The organism is Prevotella fusca JCM 17724 (assembly GCF_001262015.1).
In the GTDB taxonomy this organism is placed as follows: domain Bacteria; phylum Bacteroidota; class Bacteroidia; order Bacteroidales; family Bacteroidaceae; genus Prevotella; species Prevotella fusca.
Map to the genome: position 1 here is coordinate 861114 of NZ_CP012074.1, position 19622 is coordinate 880735.

Annotated in this window: 12 protein-coding genes and 1 riboswitch; of the genes, 10 read left to right on the forward strand and 2 right to left on the reverse strand. The window is 44.4% G+C overall.

The genetic code is table 11. The annotated features are described in order from the left end of the window. Window positions 1-184: 184 nt before the first annotated feature. Together ADJ77_RS03535 and ADJ77_RS13730 are read left to right on the forward strand one after the other, a co-directional pair. A complete protein-coding gene (locus ADJ77_RS03535) occupies window positions 185-1321 on the forward strand; it encodes a porin (RefSeq protein WP_025078481.1) in 1137 nt (378 codons plus the stop codon). A 120-nt stretch (window positions 1322-1441) separates the two neighbouring features. Further along, window positions 1442-1606 carry a hypothetical protein gene (locus tag ADJ77_RS13730; protein WP_154663382.1) on the forward strand — a complete coding sequence of 55 codons (165 nt, stop codon included), beginning with the start codon at window positions 1442-1444 and terminating at the stop codon, window positions 1604-1606. A gap of 538 nt (window positions 1607-2144) precedes the next feature. On the opposite strand, the gene ADJ77_RS03540 is transcribed toward ADJ77_RS13730, so the two are convergent. Continuing rightward, complete coding sequence (locus ADJ77_RS03540) at window positions 2145-3209, reverse strand: hypothetical protein (RefSeq protein WP_050696022.1); 1065 nt, start codon at window positions 3207-3209, stop codon at window positions 2145-2147. Window positions 3210-3362: 153 nt separating this feature from the next. Between ADJ77_RS03540 and ADJ77_RS03545 the strand changes: the two genes are divergently transcribed. The 6 genes from ADJ77_RS03545 (at window position 3363) to ADJ77_RS03570 (ending at window position 14839) form a co-directional block, all read left to right on the forward strand. Further along, the gene (locus ADJ77_RS03545) at window positions 3363-4547 is read left to right on the forward strand and encodes an ATP-binding protein (protein ID WP_025078480.1); all 1185 of its coding nucleotides are present in this window, start codon (window positions 3363-3365) and stop codon (window positions 4545-4547) included. A 46-nt stretch (window positions 4548-4593) separates the two neighbouring features. Further along, entirely contained in the window at window positions 4594-8169 is a 3576-nt protein-coding gene (nifJ, locus tag ADJ77_RS03550) for a pyruvate:ferredoxin (flavodoxin) oxidoreductase (protein ID WP_025078479.1), read from the forward strand. Window positions 8170-9520: 1351 nt separating this feature from the next. Continuing rightward, window positions 9521-10078: a hypothetical protein gene (locus tag ADJ77_RS03555; protein WP_042741015.1), complete on the forward strand. Its 558-nt coding sequence runs from the start codon at window positions 9521-9523 to the stop codon at window positions 10076-10078. A 629-nt stretch (window positions 10079-10707) separates the two neighbouring features. After that, on the forward strand, window positions 10708-11280 hold the full coding sequence (locus ADJ77_RS03560) for a GNAT family N-acetyltransferase (protein ID WP_025078655.1): 573 nt from the start codon (window positions 10708-10710) through the stop codon (window positions 11278-11280). 174 nt (window positions 11281-11454) lie between these two features. Beyond that, a riboswitch (cobalamin riboswitch) is annotated at window positions 11455-11644 on the forward strand. A 48-nt stretch (window positions 11645-11692) separates the two neighbouring features. Continuing rightward, window positions 11693-13672: a TonB-dependent receptor gene (locus tag ADJ77_RS03565; protein WP_050696023.1), complete on the forward strand. Its 1980-nt coding sequence runs from the start codon at window positions 11693-11695 to the stop codon at window positions 13670-13672. A gap of 105 nt (window positions 13673-13777) precedes the next feature. Further along, entirely contained in the window at window positions 13778-14839 is a 1062-nt protein-coding gene (locus tag ADJ77_RS03570) for a YncE family protein (protein WP_025078654.1), read from the forward strand. Between the two features lie 641 nt (window positions 14840-15480). On the opposite strand, the gene nhaD is transcribed toward ADJ77_RS03570, so the two are convergent. After that, window positions 15481-16866 carry a sodium:proton antiporter NhaD gene (nhaD, locus tag ADJ77_RS03575; protein ID WP_025078653.1) on the reverse strand — a complete coding sequence of 462 codons (1386 nt, stop codon included), beginning with the start codon at window positions 16864-16866 and terminating at the stop codon, window positions 15481-15483. Window positions 16867-17043: 177 nt separating this feature from the next. Between nhaD and ADJ77_RS03580 the strand changes: the two genes are divergently transcribed. Next, window positions 17044-17436 carry a (deoxy)nucleoside triphosphate pyrophosphohydrolase gene (locus ADJ77_RS03580; protein ID WP_050696024.1) on the forward strand — a complete coding sequence of 131 codons (393 nt, stop codon included), beginning with the start codon at window positions 17044-17046 and terminating at the stop codon, window positions 17434-17436. Window positions 17437-17518: 82 nt separating this feature from the next. Continuing rightward, window positions 17519-19540 carry an NAD-dependent DNA ligase LigA gene (gene ligA, locus ADJ77_RS03585; protein WP_025078652.1) on the forward strand — a complete coding sequence of 674 codons (2022 nt, stop codon included), beginning with the start codon at window positions 17519-17521 and terminating at the stop codon, window positions 19538-19540. Window positions 19541-19622: the final 82 nt, after the last annotated feature.

Sequence of the window (19622 nt, forward strand, 5' to 3'; positions counted from 1 at the left end):
GTTTCCAAAAGCCCGCACAGCAGGCATCTTTACCTTATATATATAGCAGTCTGAACTTACAAAGAAAAACACATAATAAAAGACAGATAATATTTTGTTGATACTTGATAAAATATTATCTTTGCATTATTAACATCTGTATTATCAACCAAAACATATTATCGTTACCTAAAATTTCATAGTCATGAGAAAAACAATTATCCTAACAGCAATGGTGTTATGTTCTGTTTTTGGCAAAGCACAGACCCCGAAGTGGATCAATAATGTAAAACTGTCAGGCTATGGTATCGTGCAATATCAATATAATGGTTTGCACAACAGTCAGACCAGCAAGTCAAACACCTTCAATCTTCGTTTGGGACGTGTCTCACTTGACGGTCGTATCCTTGACGACTGGGCTTGGAAGGCACAGCTGCAGTTCAACGGCAATACATCCACATTGGGTGCATCTCCACGTGTAATAGACCTCTTTATAGAATGGCAGAAATACGATTTCTTCCGTGTGAAGGCAGGAGAGTTCAAGAATCCTTTTACCTTCGACAACCCAATCCATCCTATCGACCAAGGATTTATGAGTGCGGCACAGAGCGTTCTGAAGTTAGCCAGCTTCTCTGACCGTGCAGGTGCACAGCCCTCTAACGGGCGTGACATCGGTGTTCAGATACAGGGTGATTTCCTGAAAAACAATGCGGGCAGAAATCTCGTTCACTATCAAGTGGGCGTATTCAACGGACAGGGTATCAACGTGAAGGATGTTGACCAGCAGAAAAACATCATCGGAGGCGTATGGGTAATGCCTGTAGAGGGCATGAGATTAGGATGGTTCGGATGGACTGGGTCATACGCCCGGAAGGGAAGCTGGACGGACGAAGCAGGAAATCCACAGACAGGTGTACGCAGCCTGCAGCAGCGTCGCTATGCTGTTTCAGCCGAGTACAAGGTGAATGACTGGACTGTCCGCTCAGAGTTTGTTCATTCTACCGGCTATGGCTTTGCCAAAGCACTCAGCAACACCGACAATGCGGCAGCAACTGACTGTAGTCTGAGTGCTGACGGCAACAAGGCTCAGGGTGTCTATGCACTGGTTATTGCACCTATCATCCCCAAGAAATTCCACGCCAAGGCACGTTACGACATGTACCAGCCATCAGATGGTGCACAGAAACAGCGCACACAATATGACGTAGGGCTTGACTACCAGCTCACCAAGAACCTTGAACTGAGTGGTATTTATTCTTACGTTCACGACCGCGCACAGAATGGTCCTACAGGACATCCCAACTACTCCATGTTTGATTTAGAACTGAGTTTCCGCTTCTAAAATAAAAAAGTAAAAAATCACGGATATACAATGCGTATATTCGTGATTTTTATATCTTTGTACCAATTAATGTGAATTTATACTAACGACAAGAAATATATTGTACAAACTCTAAAAAGCATGACAAAACATCATCACCACCATAGTCATAGCCAAAGGAGGCACAACGCCCCCTCTACTCCGGCAGCACGTCGCCGCCAGACACTGAACAGAATCATGAAAATCATCGCAACTATCATTGCGCTGGGAGTTACCGGATTGGTCTACTGGTTGTATAACAACTAAAGCCAAACAAGACAAAAGCAAGCTAATTAACTGCACCTAACATCCATCTGGCAATAATATTACTGACACCAGACAAGCATGCCATAAACGCTTTGTAATCTATTGCTGTCCGATAAAACTTAAATGGTATATGGCTCCAATGCAGAGTCTCTTTTAAGCAGATAACAGCGTGTTGTCTTTGAAAAAGCGAGCCTGCTAATCCAAAAAGTATTGTTTGCTTATGGCAGCACAGCACTTCTCAAACAACAAGTTGCTCGCATCCCAGCAACATATTGACATGGTGTTATTGGTCAACACCAATGGTGTTGACCAATAACACCACTTGTGCTGGGCAACAACACGTCGGTTAAAAATGGAAAAAGAGGGTGTTACTGTCGTTATAATCAGATATAGCAAGACACTAATGGCTAATTTATAGGGAAAAGGCTTATCGGACACCAATCATTATAATCATATTACAAACGCTTTGTAATGATATTACCAGTGCTTGGTAACAATCTTGTATGAAGTTAATAAACCGGCATTCCGTTTACAGCAATCATCTATCCTTGTGTACTATATGCAGGTGATAATGCGACCCATCATAATCTATACGCATCATCCGTTCATGAAACTCATTCCGAACTGACAATGCCAAGGCAACATGTCCCATCGTGTGCCGCAGATTGATTTCAACAACAGGATGAAGCATGAACCCCACATCAGATGCAACTATCATCATATCAACACCTAATGCACCATGATAAACGCCTCGCAACTTACTGGAAAGCAACTGTTCCAATACATCTGCAACCTTATCCAGCAATTCACCCGACACATAAGCCGTCAGTACTGACCGCTTCTCCGACTCACCAGCAAGGCTATTACCAACATACGCTCCATTGACTGTATGGAAGACCGACAGACCAGCATAATGAACACCGTCCGCATCAGAGAAGAACTCCATGCCGAAATCCTTTACCTTATTGTAATAAGGCTCAACCATGATACCGCCCTGACTCTTGACAACATTCTTAGCCCAGTTTGCCAAAGCCGCATCCAAGACCGTATCAACATAGCGTACTCCCCGCCCGCTACTGCTCCAAGGAGCTTTAATTACAGCCTTCCCTGTATCGTTTAGAACACGCTCTAACTCCACAATATGATCTACATAGGAAGCCTCACCGAGCAGGACAGGGTTTGCAAGACGCTCCAACACCCCTTTCAATACAGCAGAAGAGAACTGACGGTTGCTAAGTTTCCGAATCTCTGAAAGCTGTACATCATCAGGCAAAACCGCAACACTGACACCCATCTGTTCCAACTGGAACTTCACAGCCGAGTCCCATCCCCAAGGCTGCACCTTGCCAACCTGCCCTGCCAGACGTTCCATTTCCTTTCTATCAACAAAGCGAACCTGCTCGCTATAACGCATGAGACGACGGGCATGATGACTGGCAGAAGCCATGTTCTCAACCAACACACAGTCGCCCTCCCTTGCCCAAAGGGCTGGCAGATACTCCAGGTCGTAACGCAGTTGCCTACCGGCATGCGGAGCCGTAAAGTACTTATTATCATAAGCTAACGCTATGTCATGTTCGGGATTAAATACGTGTAGTGTCATTGAAAACCTTTGTTTATATTGTACAAAGGTACATCAAAGCAAATGTAACACAAAATAAAAACAAAAAAAATCATTTTTTGCTATCTATAGTTTGCAAATAAGAGAAATAAATAGTAACTTTGCATTTACATTATATTATATAACGGGAACAAGATGGACGCATTCTTTCGCACTCATACATACCTGGTGGAGCATGTAAATGCCCCAGTGCGTCGCCGTCTCATGGATGAGATAAACTGGGATGACAGACTCATTGGTATCAAGGGTACGAGAGGCGTAGGAAAAACCACTTTCCTTCTGCAATATGCCAAAGAACGCTATGCCTCTACAGACCGCCAATGCCTTTACATAAACATGAACAACTTTTACTTCCAAGGCAGGGGCATTGCAGACTTCGCAGGCGAATTCTGCCGCCTTGGAGGGAAAGTACTGCTGATTGACCAGGTATTCAAGCAGCCTGACTGGAGCCGTGAGCTTCGTCTGTGTTATGACAATTATCCAGGGCTGAAGATTGTATTCACGGGCTCAAGCGTCATGAGGTTGAAAGAAGAAAACCCCGAACTTAATGGTATTGTAAAAAGCTATAACCTTCGGGGCTTTTCATTCCGCGAATTTCTGAATCTACAGACAGACTTGAAGTTTGAGCCTTATACACTAAAGGATATACTAAACAATCATGAGGAGATTACCAGACAGATTCTCTCCAAAGTGAGTCCGATGAAATACTTCAAGGACTACATTCACCATGGTTTCTACCCTTTCTTCCTGGAACACCGGAACTTTTCTGAGAATCTTCTGAAGACAATGAACATGATGACCGAGGTGGACATTCTTCTCATCAAACAGATAGACCTGAAGTATCTCACCAAAATCAAAAAGCTGTTCTACCTTCTGGCACTTGAGGGACCTAAGGCTCCCAACATCAGCAACCTTGCCAAAGAAATCAACACGAGCCGAGCTACGGTAATGAACTACATCAAGAACCTTGCCGATGCACGACTCATCAATCTTGTTTACCCAGTCGGACAGGAATTTCCCAAGAAGCCTGCAAAGGTAATACTGCAGAATTCCAATCTGATATATGCCATCTACCCTATCCAACTTGACCAGCAGCAGGTCATGGAAACCTTCTTCGTCAATGCCATACAAGAGGTGTGTTCTGTGAACGAAGGCAACAAACAGGGTATTTACATCATCAATCAAAAAGAAAAGTTCAAGGTGTGTGACACTGGGAAAACCAAAAAGAGATTCAGTAGCGACACAACCTATACTATATACAATACTGAAGTGGGAAAAGAGAACCAAGTACCGCTTTGGCTGATGGGTTTCCTTTATTAGGCAAGACCAAAAACATTATAACAATATTCATTTAATAAATTTCAAAATGGCTAAAGAAAAGAAGTTTATCACTTGTGATGGTAACGAGGCCGCTGCTCACGTGAGCTACATGTTCTCTGAAGTAGCAGCTATCTATCCTATCACACCATCATCTCCAATGGCTGAGCACGTTGACGAGTGGTCAGCACGCGGCCGCAAGAACCTCTGGGGTCAGACAGTAAGCGTTCAAGAGATGCAGTCAGAGGGTGGCGCAGCAGGTGCCGTACACGGTTCACTGCAGTCTGGTGCTCTCACGACAACCTTCACCGCATCACAGGGTCTTCTCTTGATGATTCCTAACATGTACAAGATTGCCGGTGAACTTTTGCCATGTGTATTCAATGTCTCAGCACGTACACTCGCAAGTCACGCTCTTTGTATCTTCGGTGACCACCAGGACGTAATGGCTTGCCGTCAGACAGGCTTTGCTATGTTCTGTTCCGGTTCTGTACAGGAGGTTATGGACCTCTCTGCAGTTCCTCACCTTGCATCATTGAAGACTTCAGTACCTTTCATCAACTTCTTCGATGGCTTCCGTACATCACACGAGTATCATAAGATTGAGTGCGTAGATGCAGAGGATATCCGCCCATTAGTTGACGAGGAGGACATCAAGCGTTTCCGTGACCGTGCAATGTCACCAGAGCGTCCAGTTGTTCGTGGTACCGCTGAGAACCCAGAGACATTCTTCACACACCGTGAGGCAAGTAACGGTGCTTACGAAAACGTACCTGAGGTTGTTGAGCACTATCTCAACGAAATGTCAAAGATTACTGGTCGTGAGTACCATCTCTTCGATTACTATGGCGCTGAGGATGCAGAAAATATCATCATCCTGATGGGTTCAGCAACTGAAGCTGCTCGTGAGGCTATCGACTACTTGATGTCTCAGAGTAAGAAGGTTGGTATGGTTGCCGTACACCTCTATCGTCCGTTCTCTGTTAAGCACTTGCTCGCTGCAGTTCCAAAGTCTGTTAAGCGTATTGCAGTTCTTGACCGCACGAAGGAGCCAGGTGCAGAGGGTGAGCCATTGTACCTTGATGTTAAGAGCGCATTCTATGATGTTGAGAACAAGCCATTGATTGTTGGCGGTCGTTATGGTCTCGGTTCTGCCGACACTACACCTGCCAAGATTATCGCTGTCTACAACAATCTTGAGTTGCCAGAGCCAAAGAATCACTTCACCGTAGGTATCGTTGATGACGTAACTTTCACTTCTCTCCCAGAGGTTGAGGAGATTCCATTAGGTGGCGAAAGCACATACGAGGCTAAGTTCTACGGTCTTGGTGCTGACGGTACCGTTGGTGCTAACAAGAACTCTGTAAAGATTATCGGTGACAACACGAACAAGTACTGTCAGGCTTACTTCTCTTACGACTCTAAGAAGTCTGGTGGTTTCACTTGTTCTCACCTCCGTTTCGGTGACAACCCAATCCGTTCTACTTATCAGGTAAATACTCCTAACTTCGTTGCTTGTCACGTTCAGGCTTACTTGAACATGTACGATGTAACACGCGGTTTGCGTAAGAACGGTACTTTCTTGTTGAACACTATCTTCGATGGTGAGGAGCTTGTAAACTTCATTCCTAACAAGGTTAAGCGTTATCTCGCCAAGAACAATATCAGCGTTTACTACATCAACGCTACAAAGATTGCACAGGAGATTGGTCTCGGCAACCGTACCAACACTATCCTCCAGTCTGCATTCTTCCGTATTACAGAGGTTATTCCTCTCGACCTTGCTGTTGACCAGATGAAGAAGTTCATCGTTAAGAGTTACAGCAAGAAGGGGCAGGATATCGTAGACAAGAACTTCGCTGCTGTTGATCGTGGTAACGAGTACAAGCAGTTGGCTATCGACCCAGCTTGGGCTGACCTCGCTGACGACGATGCTAAGGCTGACGATGCACCAGCATTCGTTAAGGAACTTGTTCGCCCGATGAACGCACAGGCAGGTGACCTCTTGAAGGTTTCTGATTTTGTTAATCATGGCACTGTTGACGGTACTTGGTCAGTAGGTACAGCTGCATTCGACAAACGCGGTGTTGCAACCTTCGTTCCAAAGTGGGATGCAGAGAACTGTATCCAGTGTAACAAGTGTTCATACGTTTGTCCTCATGCTTGTATCCGTCCGTTCGTATTGGACGAGGAAGAGAAGGCTAACTTCAACGAGGAGACGCTTGACATCATCGCTCCAAAGCAGCTCAAGGGAATGCAGTTCCGTATTGAGGTATCAGTTCTCGACTGTACAGGTTGTAGCAACTGTGCTGATGTTTGCCCGGGCAAGAAGGGTAACAAGGCTCTCTCTATGACTCAGTTCGTAGCTGGCGAGGAAGAGGCTAACCACCGTGCGGCTAACTGGGAGTACCTCGTTAAGAACGTTAAGACTAAACAGCATCTCGTTGATATCAAGTCTAACGCTAAGAACTCTCAGTTTGCTCAGCCATTGTTCGAGTTCTCTGGTGCTTGTGCTGGTTGTGGTGAGACTCCATACGTTAAGCTCGTTTCACAGCTCTTCGGTGACCGTGAGATGATTGCTAACGCTACTGGTTGTTCTTCAATCTACTCAGCTTCAGTACCTTCTACTCCTTACACAACCAACGAGGATGGTCACGGACCAGCCTTCAACAACTCATTGTTCGAGGACTTCTGTGAGTTCGGTATGGGTATGGCAATGGGTAACAAGAAGATGCGTGAGCGTATCGTCGTACTCCTTAACGACGCTATGGCTAACGACCACACACCTGCTGACTTCAAGGAGGCTGCGCAGGAGTGGCTCGACAACATAGAGGATGCTGATGCATCAAAGGTTGCAGCTGCTAAGTTGAAGCCATTGATTGCTGCTGGTGCAGAGAAGGGATGCCCTGTATGTGCAGAGCTGAAGACTCTCGACCACTATCTCGTTAAGCGCAGCCAGTGGATTATCGGTGGTGACGGTGCTTCTTACGACATCGGTTACGGTGGTCTCGACCACGTTATCGCTTCAGGTGAGGATGTTAACATCTTGGTTCTCGATACTGAGGTTTACTCTAACACTGGTGGTCAGAGCTCTAAGTCTACTCCACTCGGTGCTATTGCTCAGTTCGCAGCTAAGGGTAAGCGTATCCGCAAGAAGGATCTCGGTCTGATGGCAACTACATACGGTTATGTTTACGTAGCCCAGATTGCTATGGGTGCTGACAATGCACAGACATTGAAGGCTATCCGTGAGGCTGAGGCTTATCCAGGTCCATCACTCATCATCGCTTACTCTCCATGTATCAATCATGGTCTGAAGGTTAAGGGCGGTATGGGTCGCAGCCAGGCTCAGGAGGCAAGCGCAGTAGCTTGTGGTTACTGGCATCTCTGGCGTTATAACCCACTGTTGGCTGACGAGGGCAAGAACCCATTTAGTCTCGACTCTAAGGAGCCAGATTGGAGCAGGTTCCAGGACTTCCTCCGCAGCGAGGTTCGTTTCCTCTCTGTCCTCAAGGCTTACCCTGATGAGGGCGAGGAGCTCTTCAAGGCTTGCGAGGATATGGCCAAGCTACGTTACCAGAGCTACGTTCGTAAGACTAAGGAAGACTGGAGTGAGGAGGCTTAATCACCTACCACACAGATTGAATAAATATAGTCAGAGCACTATATAGTATACGCAAAGAGACTTCTCCAACATGGAGGAGTCTCTTTTTTTATTTCCCCAAACGTGGATTATCCCCTTAAAGAAGATAGTTCTATTAATCTGGCATCAGTAATCAGCGCATAAACTTTTTCCCGTCTAACTACAAGGTTATTTCTTTTTTATAAAGAGTTGTACTATCCAAAAGCAAACATAAATTATATGACAAAAGGGATTTCCTTTTCCAAATACAAAACGATACTATCTATATAAAACCTCATTTTCGCAGCGTTTTTCCTTGTGAGGCGATTTTATATGTTGAGATGTCTTTTTGGGCTCTATATGTTGACATGAGGCTCTTCGGGGAGGCTTGAGGCTTGTCTATGCATAAAATCAGACGGTCTCACAAAGGAGGATAAAGCACAAAATAAAAATGCAGAAAAAGCAAACAAATACCATGTCTTTCCGTCTTCAACAAACAACTTATTCCCATATCAATCAACGTTTGTAAACTATTTTCATACAACTCAAAACCAATACATGGTCTCTTGGCTATGAAAAGACGCCCAATTGACTTGCAATAGATGCCCTTTTGAGGTCTAACTGACGCCCTTTTGAAGTCCAATTAAGCACCTTTTCTTGCATGACCTTATAACCAATTGATTTACTGTTGGTTGCAAACTTGCTTTTTACACGTGTTTTTGCCTTTATCTGTAGGTATTTTATCCGAAATTATGTCATGATTTTTCAATCCGTTGCCTGCTGTTTCAAAGTATTTACATGAAAAGGTTTTCTGCATCGGAGGATGATAACAAAGTAGGTAGCCTAGACGGTCTTGGCTATGTTTTTATTTAATGCATAACTTCAGTTCTTTCATTAAAGCTATACGAAAAACATCCACGCATTTTTCAAAGCCCAACTTTGAAAAACGTCTATGATGTGATAAATTCCTCCGAAAGAAATGATATTCTCGTTTTTAATTGCTACCTTTGTCATGTCAGATTTTTGCTTGTTTATTATTTGATAGCACTAAGATAGGTGAAAATTCTGACATATCCAAGTGTTTTGAGGACTTTGTTTCTCAGGCACTTGGATTTCTCACAAGAAATAATGCTGCGGAAATAAGGTAAAAGAGATTACGTAGTAAGATAGGGGTGTAATTATTGGGACAGACAACAAGTACAAACTCAATATTCCCTCCAAACAGATAGAGTAAACATTTTTTCACAACTTAAAAGTTAAATCATCCTAACAAGACAAACAAGTGAACAGAATTATACCTATCTTTGACGAGAATTCAAAAGAAACTTCCAATTTTACCTAAACTAAAGAAATTATGAAGAAAGTTTTTATTATGGCAATCGCCGTAGCAGCGATGACGCTGACAAGTTGTAACAACAGTAAGACAAATGCACCAAAGGCTGATGCTGAAGCAGCTATGACTGATTCTGCTACTAACGAATCTACTGCAGCAGCTGAAGCTCCAGCTAACGCTGACCAGCTGGTTGAACAGCTCAACGAGAAAGTGAAGGCAAAGGATGGCAAGGGACTGTCTGAACTGCTTACTAACGCCCAGACAAAGATGGCTGAACTGGCTCAGAAGAACCCACAGGAGGCTCAGGAATACATCACCAAGCTCCAGCAGTGGATGCTTGACAACTCTGAGAATCTTCAGGCTGCATTGAAGGCTTCTGGTAATGAAGCTGCAGCTGAGGCTATCGGTGCTGCAATCGGTGCTGCTTCAAAGGCTGACGCAAAGGCTATCACTGAGGGTATGGCAAAAGCACAGGAGGCTGCCAAATCAGTAACACCAGAGCAGATGGAAGCTGCTAAGAAGGCTGCACAGGAAGCTGCTGCAAAGATGCAGGGCAAAGGCGGCGAAGCTGCACAGTAAGCAATGAAGGACTTAAGTTCCTAAAAACATAAGTCTCACCCTCAACCCTTTTTCGTATCGAACAGGGGTTGAGGGTATTTTTTTTAACCGAAATCAGTTATCAGAGTGCTTTGAAAACATACGTCAAAAAAATGTTGTTATTGCCTGATAATAGGACAGACATACATCAGCATGTAATACATGTAGACTCTTTCAAGGAAATGCAAACAGTTCTTGAACAAGCAATTTGGAGCTGCGAAATATCTTTACATAACATGCCGAAAAGTCTTCTTTGAATCATAAACAGGCTCTACAAAAGCACACGTGTACAACCAACAGAATATCAACTAATTACAAAGTGGTAAAATTATCAGTGCTTAAATGGGTTCTAACTAACGCCCTTTTAACCTTCAATTAAGCCTTAGTTAGACCTCAATTAAGGCTTAGTTGCAACGCAATTAAGCATCTATAATTTTCTATGATTGATTTTATTATTACAAAAAGGAAGTTTTGCCAAGTTGGTCGGTAGGATTTTATGGTGTCTTGAAGTAGTGAGTATTTCAAATGCTCGATAGATGTTAAACACACCTTATTATATAATATACCCATGACTGGCACATTTAACCAAATAGTTTTCGTATCTTCGCACCATGATTAGGATTGAAGATGCACAAAAAGAGCAGGCAGCAGCGATAGCCCACCTGATAATGGAGGCAATGAACTACGACTGCTGTCAGTGGTTTGCAGGACCTGACCACACCTTGGAAGAGTTTCATCAGCTGATAACAACACTTGTGGAACGTGATGACTCACAATACTCCTATCTTAATACGCTTGTTGCAATAACAGAGAGCAACAATATTGCTGGTATCTGTGTCAGCTACGACGGTGCCACACTTCGCAGACTTAGGCAGCCCTTCGTTGATGGAGCACTGGCTGTTTTCGGGCGTGATTACTCGGACATGGATGACGAGACAACAGCAGGTGAGCTGTATGTTGATTCACTTTGCGTGGACAAGGATTTCCGTGGACAAGGAATTGCCACACAACTGCTTGAAGCCACAATAGCAAAGGGCAGGAAGATGAATCTACCCACAGGACTGCTCGTTGACACAGGAAATCCACAGGCAGAACGGCTTTATCATCACGTAGGCTTCGTTTACGTGGATGATAATGAATGGGGAGGTCACAAGATGAAACACCTACAGAGGAAATTCGGCTGATTTATTTCCAATGCCCATAAACAGAAACGTATACAACATTTCAGCTTATTGGGATAAACAAAGCATGTATTCTGCAACCAATATAGAATGATAAAGCACGAACGGCATGTAGAGATTGACTTGCATAAGACACAGAAAGACACGACATTATTTGCCAATCTCTTCTCTTTATCGTACCTTTGCAACTGCAATAGGTTCATTACCATCATGATTAAAAAGGGAAAGCGGTGCGATTCCGCTACTGTCCCGCAGCTGTAAGTTGTCTTTTATAGGCAAACAGAAGCCACTAGTTGACATAGAACCGAAGGCGTTTGCTACACTTTGGACAACAAGTCAGAAGACCTGCCATTGCAAGTCATTGCATCCCTCGAGGAAGGGCACTGCATAGAACCCTTTGATTACAGCATGAGATATGAGGCAGCTGGCTTCCTTCTTACTGTTATTGTGCCCTCTCGGAATGATAGCACAGACTGTCGATACTGACACAACACAAACAATTAAGGAGGTTGTAGTCAATGGTTTCCGTATTTCAGGAAACATATTGGCTAGTTCACCCATACAAACACTTTCACACGCTGACATGGAACGTCTTGGCATCCGTGACATGGGTGATGCCTTGAAACGGTTTTCCGGTGTGCAGGTGAAGGACTACGGCGGTGTAGGTGGTATGAAGACGGTCAACATCCGTGGACTTGGTGCGGGACATACAGGCGTTGTCTATGATGGCGTACAGGTGGGTGACTGCCAGAGCGGACAAGTTGACCTTTCCCGTTTTACACTCGACAATGTCTCGCTCGTAAGTCTTCAGATAGGACAGGACGATGATGTCTATCAGAGTGCGAAGTCATACGCTTCCGCAGGAATGATTAACATCAGCACACTGCAAAGCTATGCAGACCGTAACAGTGAAACAACAGGACAGAAGACTAACCTCTCTACGACCGTTCGCACGGGAAGTTACGGGCTATTCTCACCTTCCCTACTCTTCCGCCAGCAGTTTTCCCATTTCGCCATCGGTGCATACGGAAGCTATGAAAGAGCTGACGGAATATACTTCTTCAAGCTGAAAAACGGTATAAAGACCATCCATGAGCGGCGCAACAACAGCGACATTGAAACTTGGCGAGGCGAAGTAAACCTTGACTATCAGCTCAACAACCGTCAGACCCTGAAGTGGAAGGCATACGGATTCACCTCTCATCGAGGCTTACCGGGTGCAGTCATCTACGACAACACCTACTCTGCCGAGCGTTTGGCAGACAAAAACGTCTTTACACAGTTCTTCTATGAAAACCGATTCAGCCAGCATATCAAGCTGAAAGCAGCTGCCAAGTGGAACTACTCATGGTCACGTTACTCGGATGTGCCCGCTGGTGGTTATAAAGAAGACACCTACAGACAGCAGGAGGCATACCTGACAGCTACGCTATGGACCCAACCCTTGCAGGGACTTCACCTCTCCCTGGCACAGGACTATGCGCATAATCACCTCTCAATGACGCTCCCACAGGCTGCCAACCCTACACGCAACTCCCTGTGGACGGCGCTGGCAGCAAACTATCGTACTGGACAATTCACCTTCAACAGCTCACTCCTTGCAACGAATATCAGCGAACGAGTGAAACTGGGGAATGCCTCTAACGGATTCCACCGCCTCTCTCCTGCTTTCAGTTTACAATGGCGTTGCCTGCAAGACCTCCGTTTCCGCCTTGGTTACAAGGACATTTTCCGCACGCCAACACTCAACGAACTCTATTATACAGGTGTTGGCAACCGCCGTCTGAACCCAGAGAAGTCACGCCAGTGGAACCTCGGTGCAACCTACTCTCACACCTTCAACCATGCACTTCAGCTTTCGTTGACGGCAGATGGATACTTCGGCAACGTCACTGACAAGATTATTGCAGTGCCGAGGATGTTCTATTGGCAGATGATGAATGCAGGAAAGGTTCGACAGATTGGGCTTGACTTGTCTGCCAACATGGAGAAACGATGGATTAATGATTGGTCGCTTAGCATGACAGGAAGCTATAGTCTGCTCAATGCAACCGACAGAACGAACCCCACTGACGTCTTCTATGGTGACCAGATAGCCTACACCCCACTCCACTCCGGCTCAGCCAGCACACTGCTGCACACCCCTTGGATGGATTTAAGTTATAATGTACTGCTGATGGGTGAACGCTATTCACTGGGATATTCCATCCCACAAAACCGTATGACAGGCTTTACAGACCATAGCGTTACGCTTTCAAAGAATTTCCGAATCCTCAAACAACAGCTACGCTTACAGCTCGATGTGCGCAATCTTGGCAACAAAAACTATGAGGTTGTACGCTTCTATCCTATGCCGGGCACCAACTGGCGGCTCTCAGTAAGCTGGAAGCTCTGAGGAAAAAGAAAACAAAAGGGCAAAAACAAGAGGAAGAAGATAGAAAGAATTATGGAAGAAGGATTAAAACAGATAACAACAATTATAAACAAAACAATAAGAAAAATGAAAAAGAATCTCCTTGCGCTTGGTATCATTCTGATGTCAGCGCTTACGTTCACCGCTTGTAGTGATGACAATGACTTTGACAATGGCACACAGCCGGAGGTAACATCACCAACAACCTACGTTTCCTGTGCAGGAAACTGGAAGCAGAACGACGGAACTATCGGCATTCTATTCTACAATGCCACCGACCGCCCCAAATCACCTTTCCGCTATTATGATGCTTACACTGCACAGAACGGAGAAGAGGTTGGCGATGCACAGGACCTGATTGTCTTCGGCAACAAGGTTGTCATTACCAGCACCACTTCGTCTAAGATTGAAATTCTGAACCGTTTAGGAAGACTTGAAAAGAAAATACTCATGCCCAAAGTTGAGCCACGCTATCTGGCTACTGATGGAAAATACGTTTACTTCTCCGCATATAGTGGTAAAATCTATAAGATGAACCCCAACGACATGCAAAAGCCAATCGTTGACTCAGTTGAAGTAGGTCCATATCCAGAGGCTATTTCTGTTGCCAACGGTAAACTGTATGCCAACATGTCTGACCACAATTATGACAACAAGGGAAAATCTATATCCATTGTTGACCTTAGCTCTTTCAAGAAAGTAAAAGAAGTTGAAGTTGCTCTGAATCCTTACAACCAGAGTATTGCCGTGGGTAATGACATTTACTTTGTATCAGCTTACCACAGCGAAAACGCTCTTGTACAGAAGATTGATGCTACAACCGACAAGGTTACAAGCGTTTGCAAAGCAAGTGCTATTGCTTACAATATACAGAAGAACGCACTTGTATGCCTGTATGCAACTTACTATGATACAAACAAACGCTTCTTCGTCCATGACTTGAAGACTGGAACAGAAACTAATATTGACATGACAGGTCTTCAGCAACCACAGCAGGTGAATGTTGACAACAAGGGATACATCTATGTTATCGACAATCCAAGCTATAAAGCACCAAGTGAAGTGTTCTATTACTCACCAGAGGGCAAACTGATCCAGGGCAACATCAAGGTAGGCTACAGCGCACAGAACGTACGCTTTGCCAACTAAGATAAAACTACAAACAGCTTAGCTTTACGACTTATACAAAGAATCAAAACAACCATAAAGTTTTATAGAACACATTACCACAAGGTCAAGATGGTATAAGTCATGATATAAGTAATAAATAGGGGTGCATAGATTTATGCACCCCTATTCTTTTATACAAATACGAACAAACACTTACACGTACGGGGTTTGTCTTGTTTTTTCAGCACACCGATTGCAACATATGCTCTTTTGGCTTCTAAAAGACGCCTAATTGACCTGCAATAGATGCCCTTTTGAGGTCTAACTAACGCCCTTTAAGAGTCCAATTAAGCACCTTTTGAAAAGAGCCTTTATAACCAACTTGTTTCCAACAGGTTACAAAGGTGAAACAAAACACATTCTTGCGTCTATATCAAATAGGGAAAGTGACAATTAATGTAAATATATTTCACACGCTCAATGTTACGAAAAATCTATCAAGCTCAGCATAAACAAAGCAAAAAAAATGATTGTAAAACCCGTCCCCAAGCTCCACTTATATGACAGAAAACAAAAAATATAGGGACAAAAGCCCAAATCTGTCCATATAAAAATATGTTTCTTCGGACAGACAAGGGCTTATGTCCCTGCTGAATTATAATGTTCTAAAGATTAAACTCCTAAAGAGGACTTACAAGGATAAACGTGCGGATAATCCAGTATGAAAGGATACCTGCAATATAGCCTACAAATGCAATCCACGTAATACGCTTCATATACCAGCCGAAGGTAATCTTCTCCAGTCCCATCACAACAACACCTGCGGCAGAACCGACGATGAGCATTGAACCGCCCACACCAGCACAGTAAGCAAGCAACTGCCAGAAGATACCGTCAACAGCCATATCACCCATTGCCTCAACAGGATACATACCCATACTACCGGCAACGAGTGGCACATTATCAACAATTGATGAGAGTACACCGATAATACCCGTCACTGCATAATGATTTTTGTTGAAGGCTGTATTCAGGCCACTTCCAAGCTCCTTCAACACACCTACTTCCTCCAGACAAGCCACAGCCATCAGAATACCGAGGAAGAAAAGGATGGTTGACATATCTATACGGCTTAGCAGACTGCTCACACGTTTTGAGAACTGAATATCGTCACCTCTTTTTCTGTGAAGACCACGATAGAACAATTCCGTCACTGTCCACAAGACTCCCAATACCAGCAGAATACCTGCAAAAGGAGGCAGGTCGGTAAGATAATGGAATAAAGGAACAAAGCAGAGACCACCCACACCAATGCCAAAGATAAGTTTACGCTGTATGCCGGTAAACTCCAATATTTCACGGTCACCTGTCAGGTCATTAGACAAGTCATCATATTGTATCTTTCCTTTCAGCGACATCTGCAGCAAGAAAGCGGGAATCAACATTGATATCAATGAAGGAATGAAAATCTCACTGATAACACCTGCTGCTGTTACCATGCCGGCATTCCACAACATAATAGTCGTGACATCACCGATTGGAGAGAAAGCTCCACCAGAGTTTGCCGAGATGATGACCAATGACGCATAAATCAAACGGTCCTTCTTGTCTTGAACAAGTTTGCGCAGAATCATAACCATCACGATACTTGTCGTCAGGTTATCAAGGATGGCAGAAAGGAAGAAGGTCATGAAAGCTATCTTCCACAGCAGACTACGCTTCGTCTTTGACTGCATCACGTCCTTCACCCAGTTGAAGCCGCCGTTCTGATCGACAATTTCCACAATCGTCATTGCTCCCATAAGGAAGAAGAGCGTTGTGGCAGTATCACCCAGATGCTCCGTAATCAAGGAGTTCACAAATGATACAACCTGATCTCCTGTGCCTTGGAAGCCAGGGTGCATCAGCTGTACGAACGGTGCCGGATCAAACATGTAAAGCGTCCAGCAGAACACGAACATCAACAGGGCAATGGCTGCCTTGTTGATTTTAGTAAGGCTCTCCATGGCAATGAGCATATAACCCAGCACGAAGACAACAATAATAGCAATTGTTAGTGTAGACATAATATTTAAAATTTCGATACTTTTTCTGGTGTACAAAGATAAACAAAAGATATGAGTTGGCACATAAACAAACCAAAATAATTATAAGAAAAAGAGCATCATTCAGTAATTTGTAGTATATTTGCATGCAAAGCAAGAAGTAAAAGCTAAGATATAACAGAACTATAGAATAATGATATGAAAAAGAAACATCTCAACATTGTCTGTGCCATTGTCCGTGATGGCGACAAGATTCTTTGCACACAGCGACTGCGCAAAGGTCCTGACTACATTGCTGAACACTGGGAGTTTCCTGGCGGAAAGGTAAAGAAAGGAGAGAATGACTATGAGGCGTTGCGGCGTGAACTGCACGAAGAGTTGGACTGGAATATCTATGTAGGTGCAAAACTTGGCAGTGTTAAACATGAATATCCAGACTTTACTGTCAGCCTTACGGCATACGACTGTATGGCACGTGATAACGATTTCAAGCTCCTTGCACATATTGACTCCTGCTGGCTGACACCTGAAGAACTGCCAGAACTCAACTGGACGGCTGCCGATGCAGCACTCATCAAGCAACTCTGGTAACAAAACCAAGCTACTTGTCATTACCTGTTTCAACTTATAATAATTTAGAACGACTTATCATCGTCAATCATCAAACAATACAATGAATACAGAAATACAATCCCTTGTCAATCAACTTAACGCAGCTTCTGATGCTTACTATAATGGTCGTGAAGAGCTCATGACCGACTATGAATGGGATGCTGCATTTGACAAGCTCAAGAAATTAGAAGAAGAAACAGGTATCATACTCCCCGATTCGCCGACACAGAATGTTTCTGCCGATAATGTTGCAGGTAAAAAGGAGGAGCATGAGTTCTCTGCCCTATCCTTGGCAAAGACCAAGAAAGTAGAAGACCTTGCCAAATGGGCTGAAAACAAACCTATATGGCTCTCATGGAAGTTGGACGGATTGACGCTTGTTGCTACATACGATAACGGTAAACTGACAAAGGTTGTCACACGTGGTAATGGACATATCGGGACTAATATCACCCACCTTTCCAAGGCTATTGACGGTATCTTGCAGAACATTCCTTACAAAGGACACCTCGTTATCCGTGGCGAAGCGGTCATCAGCTATCCCGATTTCGAACAGTTCAACATGGAGTCGGAGGAAGAATATGCTAATCCTCGCAACCTCGCATCAGGTTCTCTTACACTGAAAGATATCAATGAAGTGAAAGCCCGACACTTGTGCTGGATTCCCTTTACACTCGTCTATACAGAAGAGGAGATTACCTCTTGGGGAGAACGCATGGCATGGCTCGAACAACAAGGGTTCAAAGCCATAGACAGGGAAATCATCGAGCAGCCGACTGTTGACAACATAGAAGCTGTTATCCATCATTGGACAGAGAGAGTTACTGGAGCAAGCTCATCACCATTTCCCTACCCTGTTGACGGTTTGGTTATCTCATACGACGATACTGCTTATGCCGCAACAGGTTCTGTTACAGGTCATCATGCCACACGGGCAGGCTATGCCTTCAAGTGGCAGGACGAGAGTGCAGAAACGGAACTGGAGTATATAGAATGGTCATGTGCCGCCTCTACGATTTCACCAGTGGCTGTCTTCCGTCCTGTAGAACTGGAAGGAACGATCGTAAAGCGTGCCTCGCTCTGCAACATTTCTGAGTGTGAACGTCTGGGGATTGGCGACAAGGGAACGAAGATAGCTGTCATTAAGGCGAATAAGATTATCCCGAAGGTTATCAACGTCATTGAAAGCGTTGGCAGCTTCCACATTCCTACTACTTGTCCTGTATGCCATTCGGCCACAGAAGTCAGCGAAAGCGAAGTCAGCGGAACACGTACACTACACTGTACAAATACACATTGCCCTGCCAAACAGCTAAAGAAATTCGGTAGGTTTGTGTCAAAGGAGGGTGTAAACATTGACGGGCTGTCTGAACAGACTATCCAGAAATTTATCAACCTTGGTTGGATTCGTGAGTATGCCGACCTCTTCCATCTCACAGAGCACGCCACAGAACTACGTACAATGGACGGTTTCGGCAACAGAAGTGTTACCAAACTGCTTGCGGCCATTGAGAAAGCACGCAGCGTGGAGGCACGTCGTCTACTCTTTGCACTTAACATTCCGCTCGTAGGACAGGATGTATGCAACCGCCTGTTGTCTGCTTATCCATTGGAGGAGCTTATCAAAACAGCTATAGAAAGCCCTGCGGAAGATGTCTTCTCGACCATTGCAGGTATCGGACCAGAGAAGAGTGCAAGTTTTGTACGATGGATGAAAGATGCTGACAACCAGTCCATGTTGCAGCATCTGCTGGCAGAACTCAACATCAGTCAGCCTTCATCAGCCCCAACAGGCAGTGGTTGTCAGGGATTGACTTTTGTCGTTACAGGTGACGTGCACCATTACAAAAACCGCAACGAACTGAAGGCTTACATTGAAAGTCAGGGCGGCAAGGTGACAGGTTCTGTCTCCAAGTCAACGAATTTCCTTATTAATAATGACATAGAAAGTGCCTCAGGAAAGAACAAGAAAGCAAAGGAACTTTCCATCCCCATTATCTCCGAGGACGAATTCATTGCCCGCTTTACACAAGACACAGCGGCAGAAAACCCTTCTCAATCAACAGAAGGAAGTCTATTCTAACGATAAAAACAATACAAAACATAATAAAAAGGAGACGATTTTTGCTTCGTCTCCTTTTTCTATATCACATTAAAAACTTTTT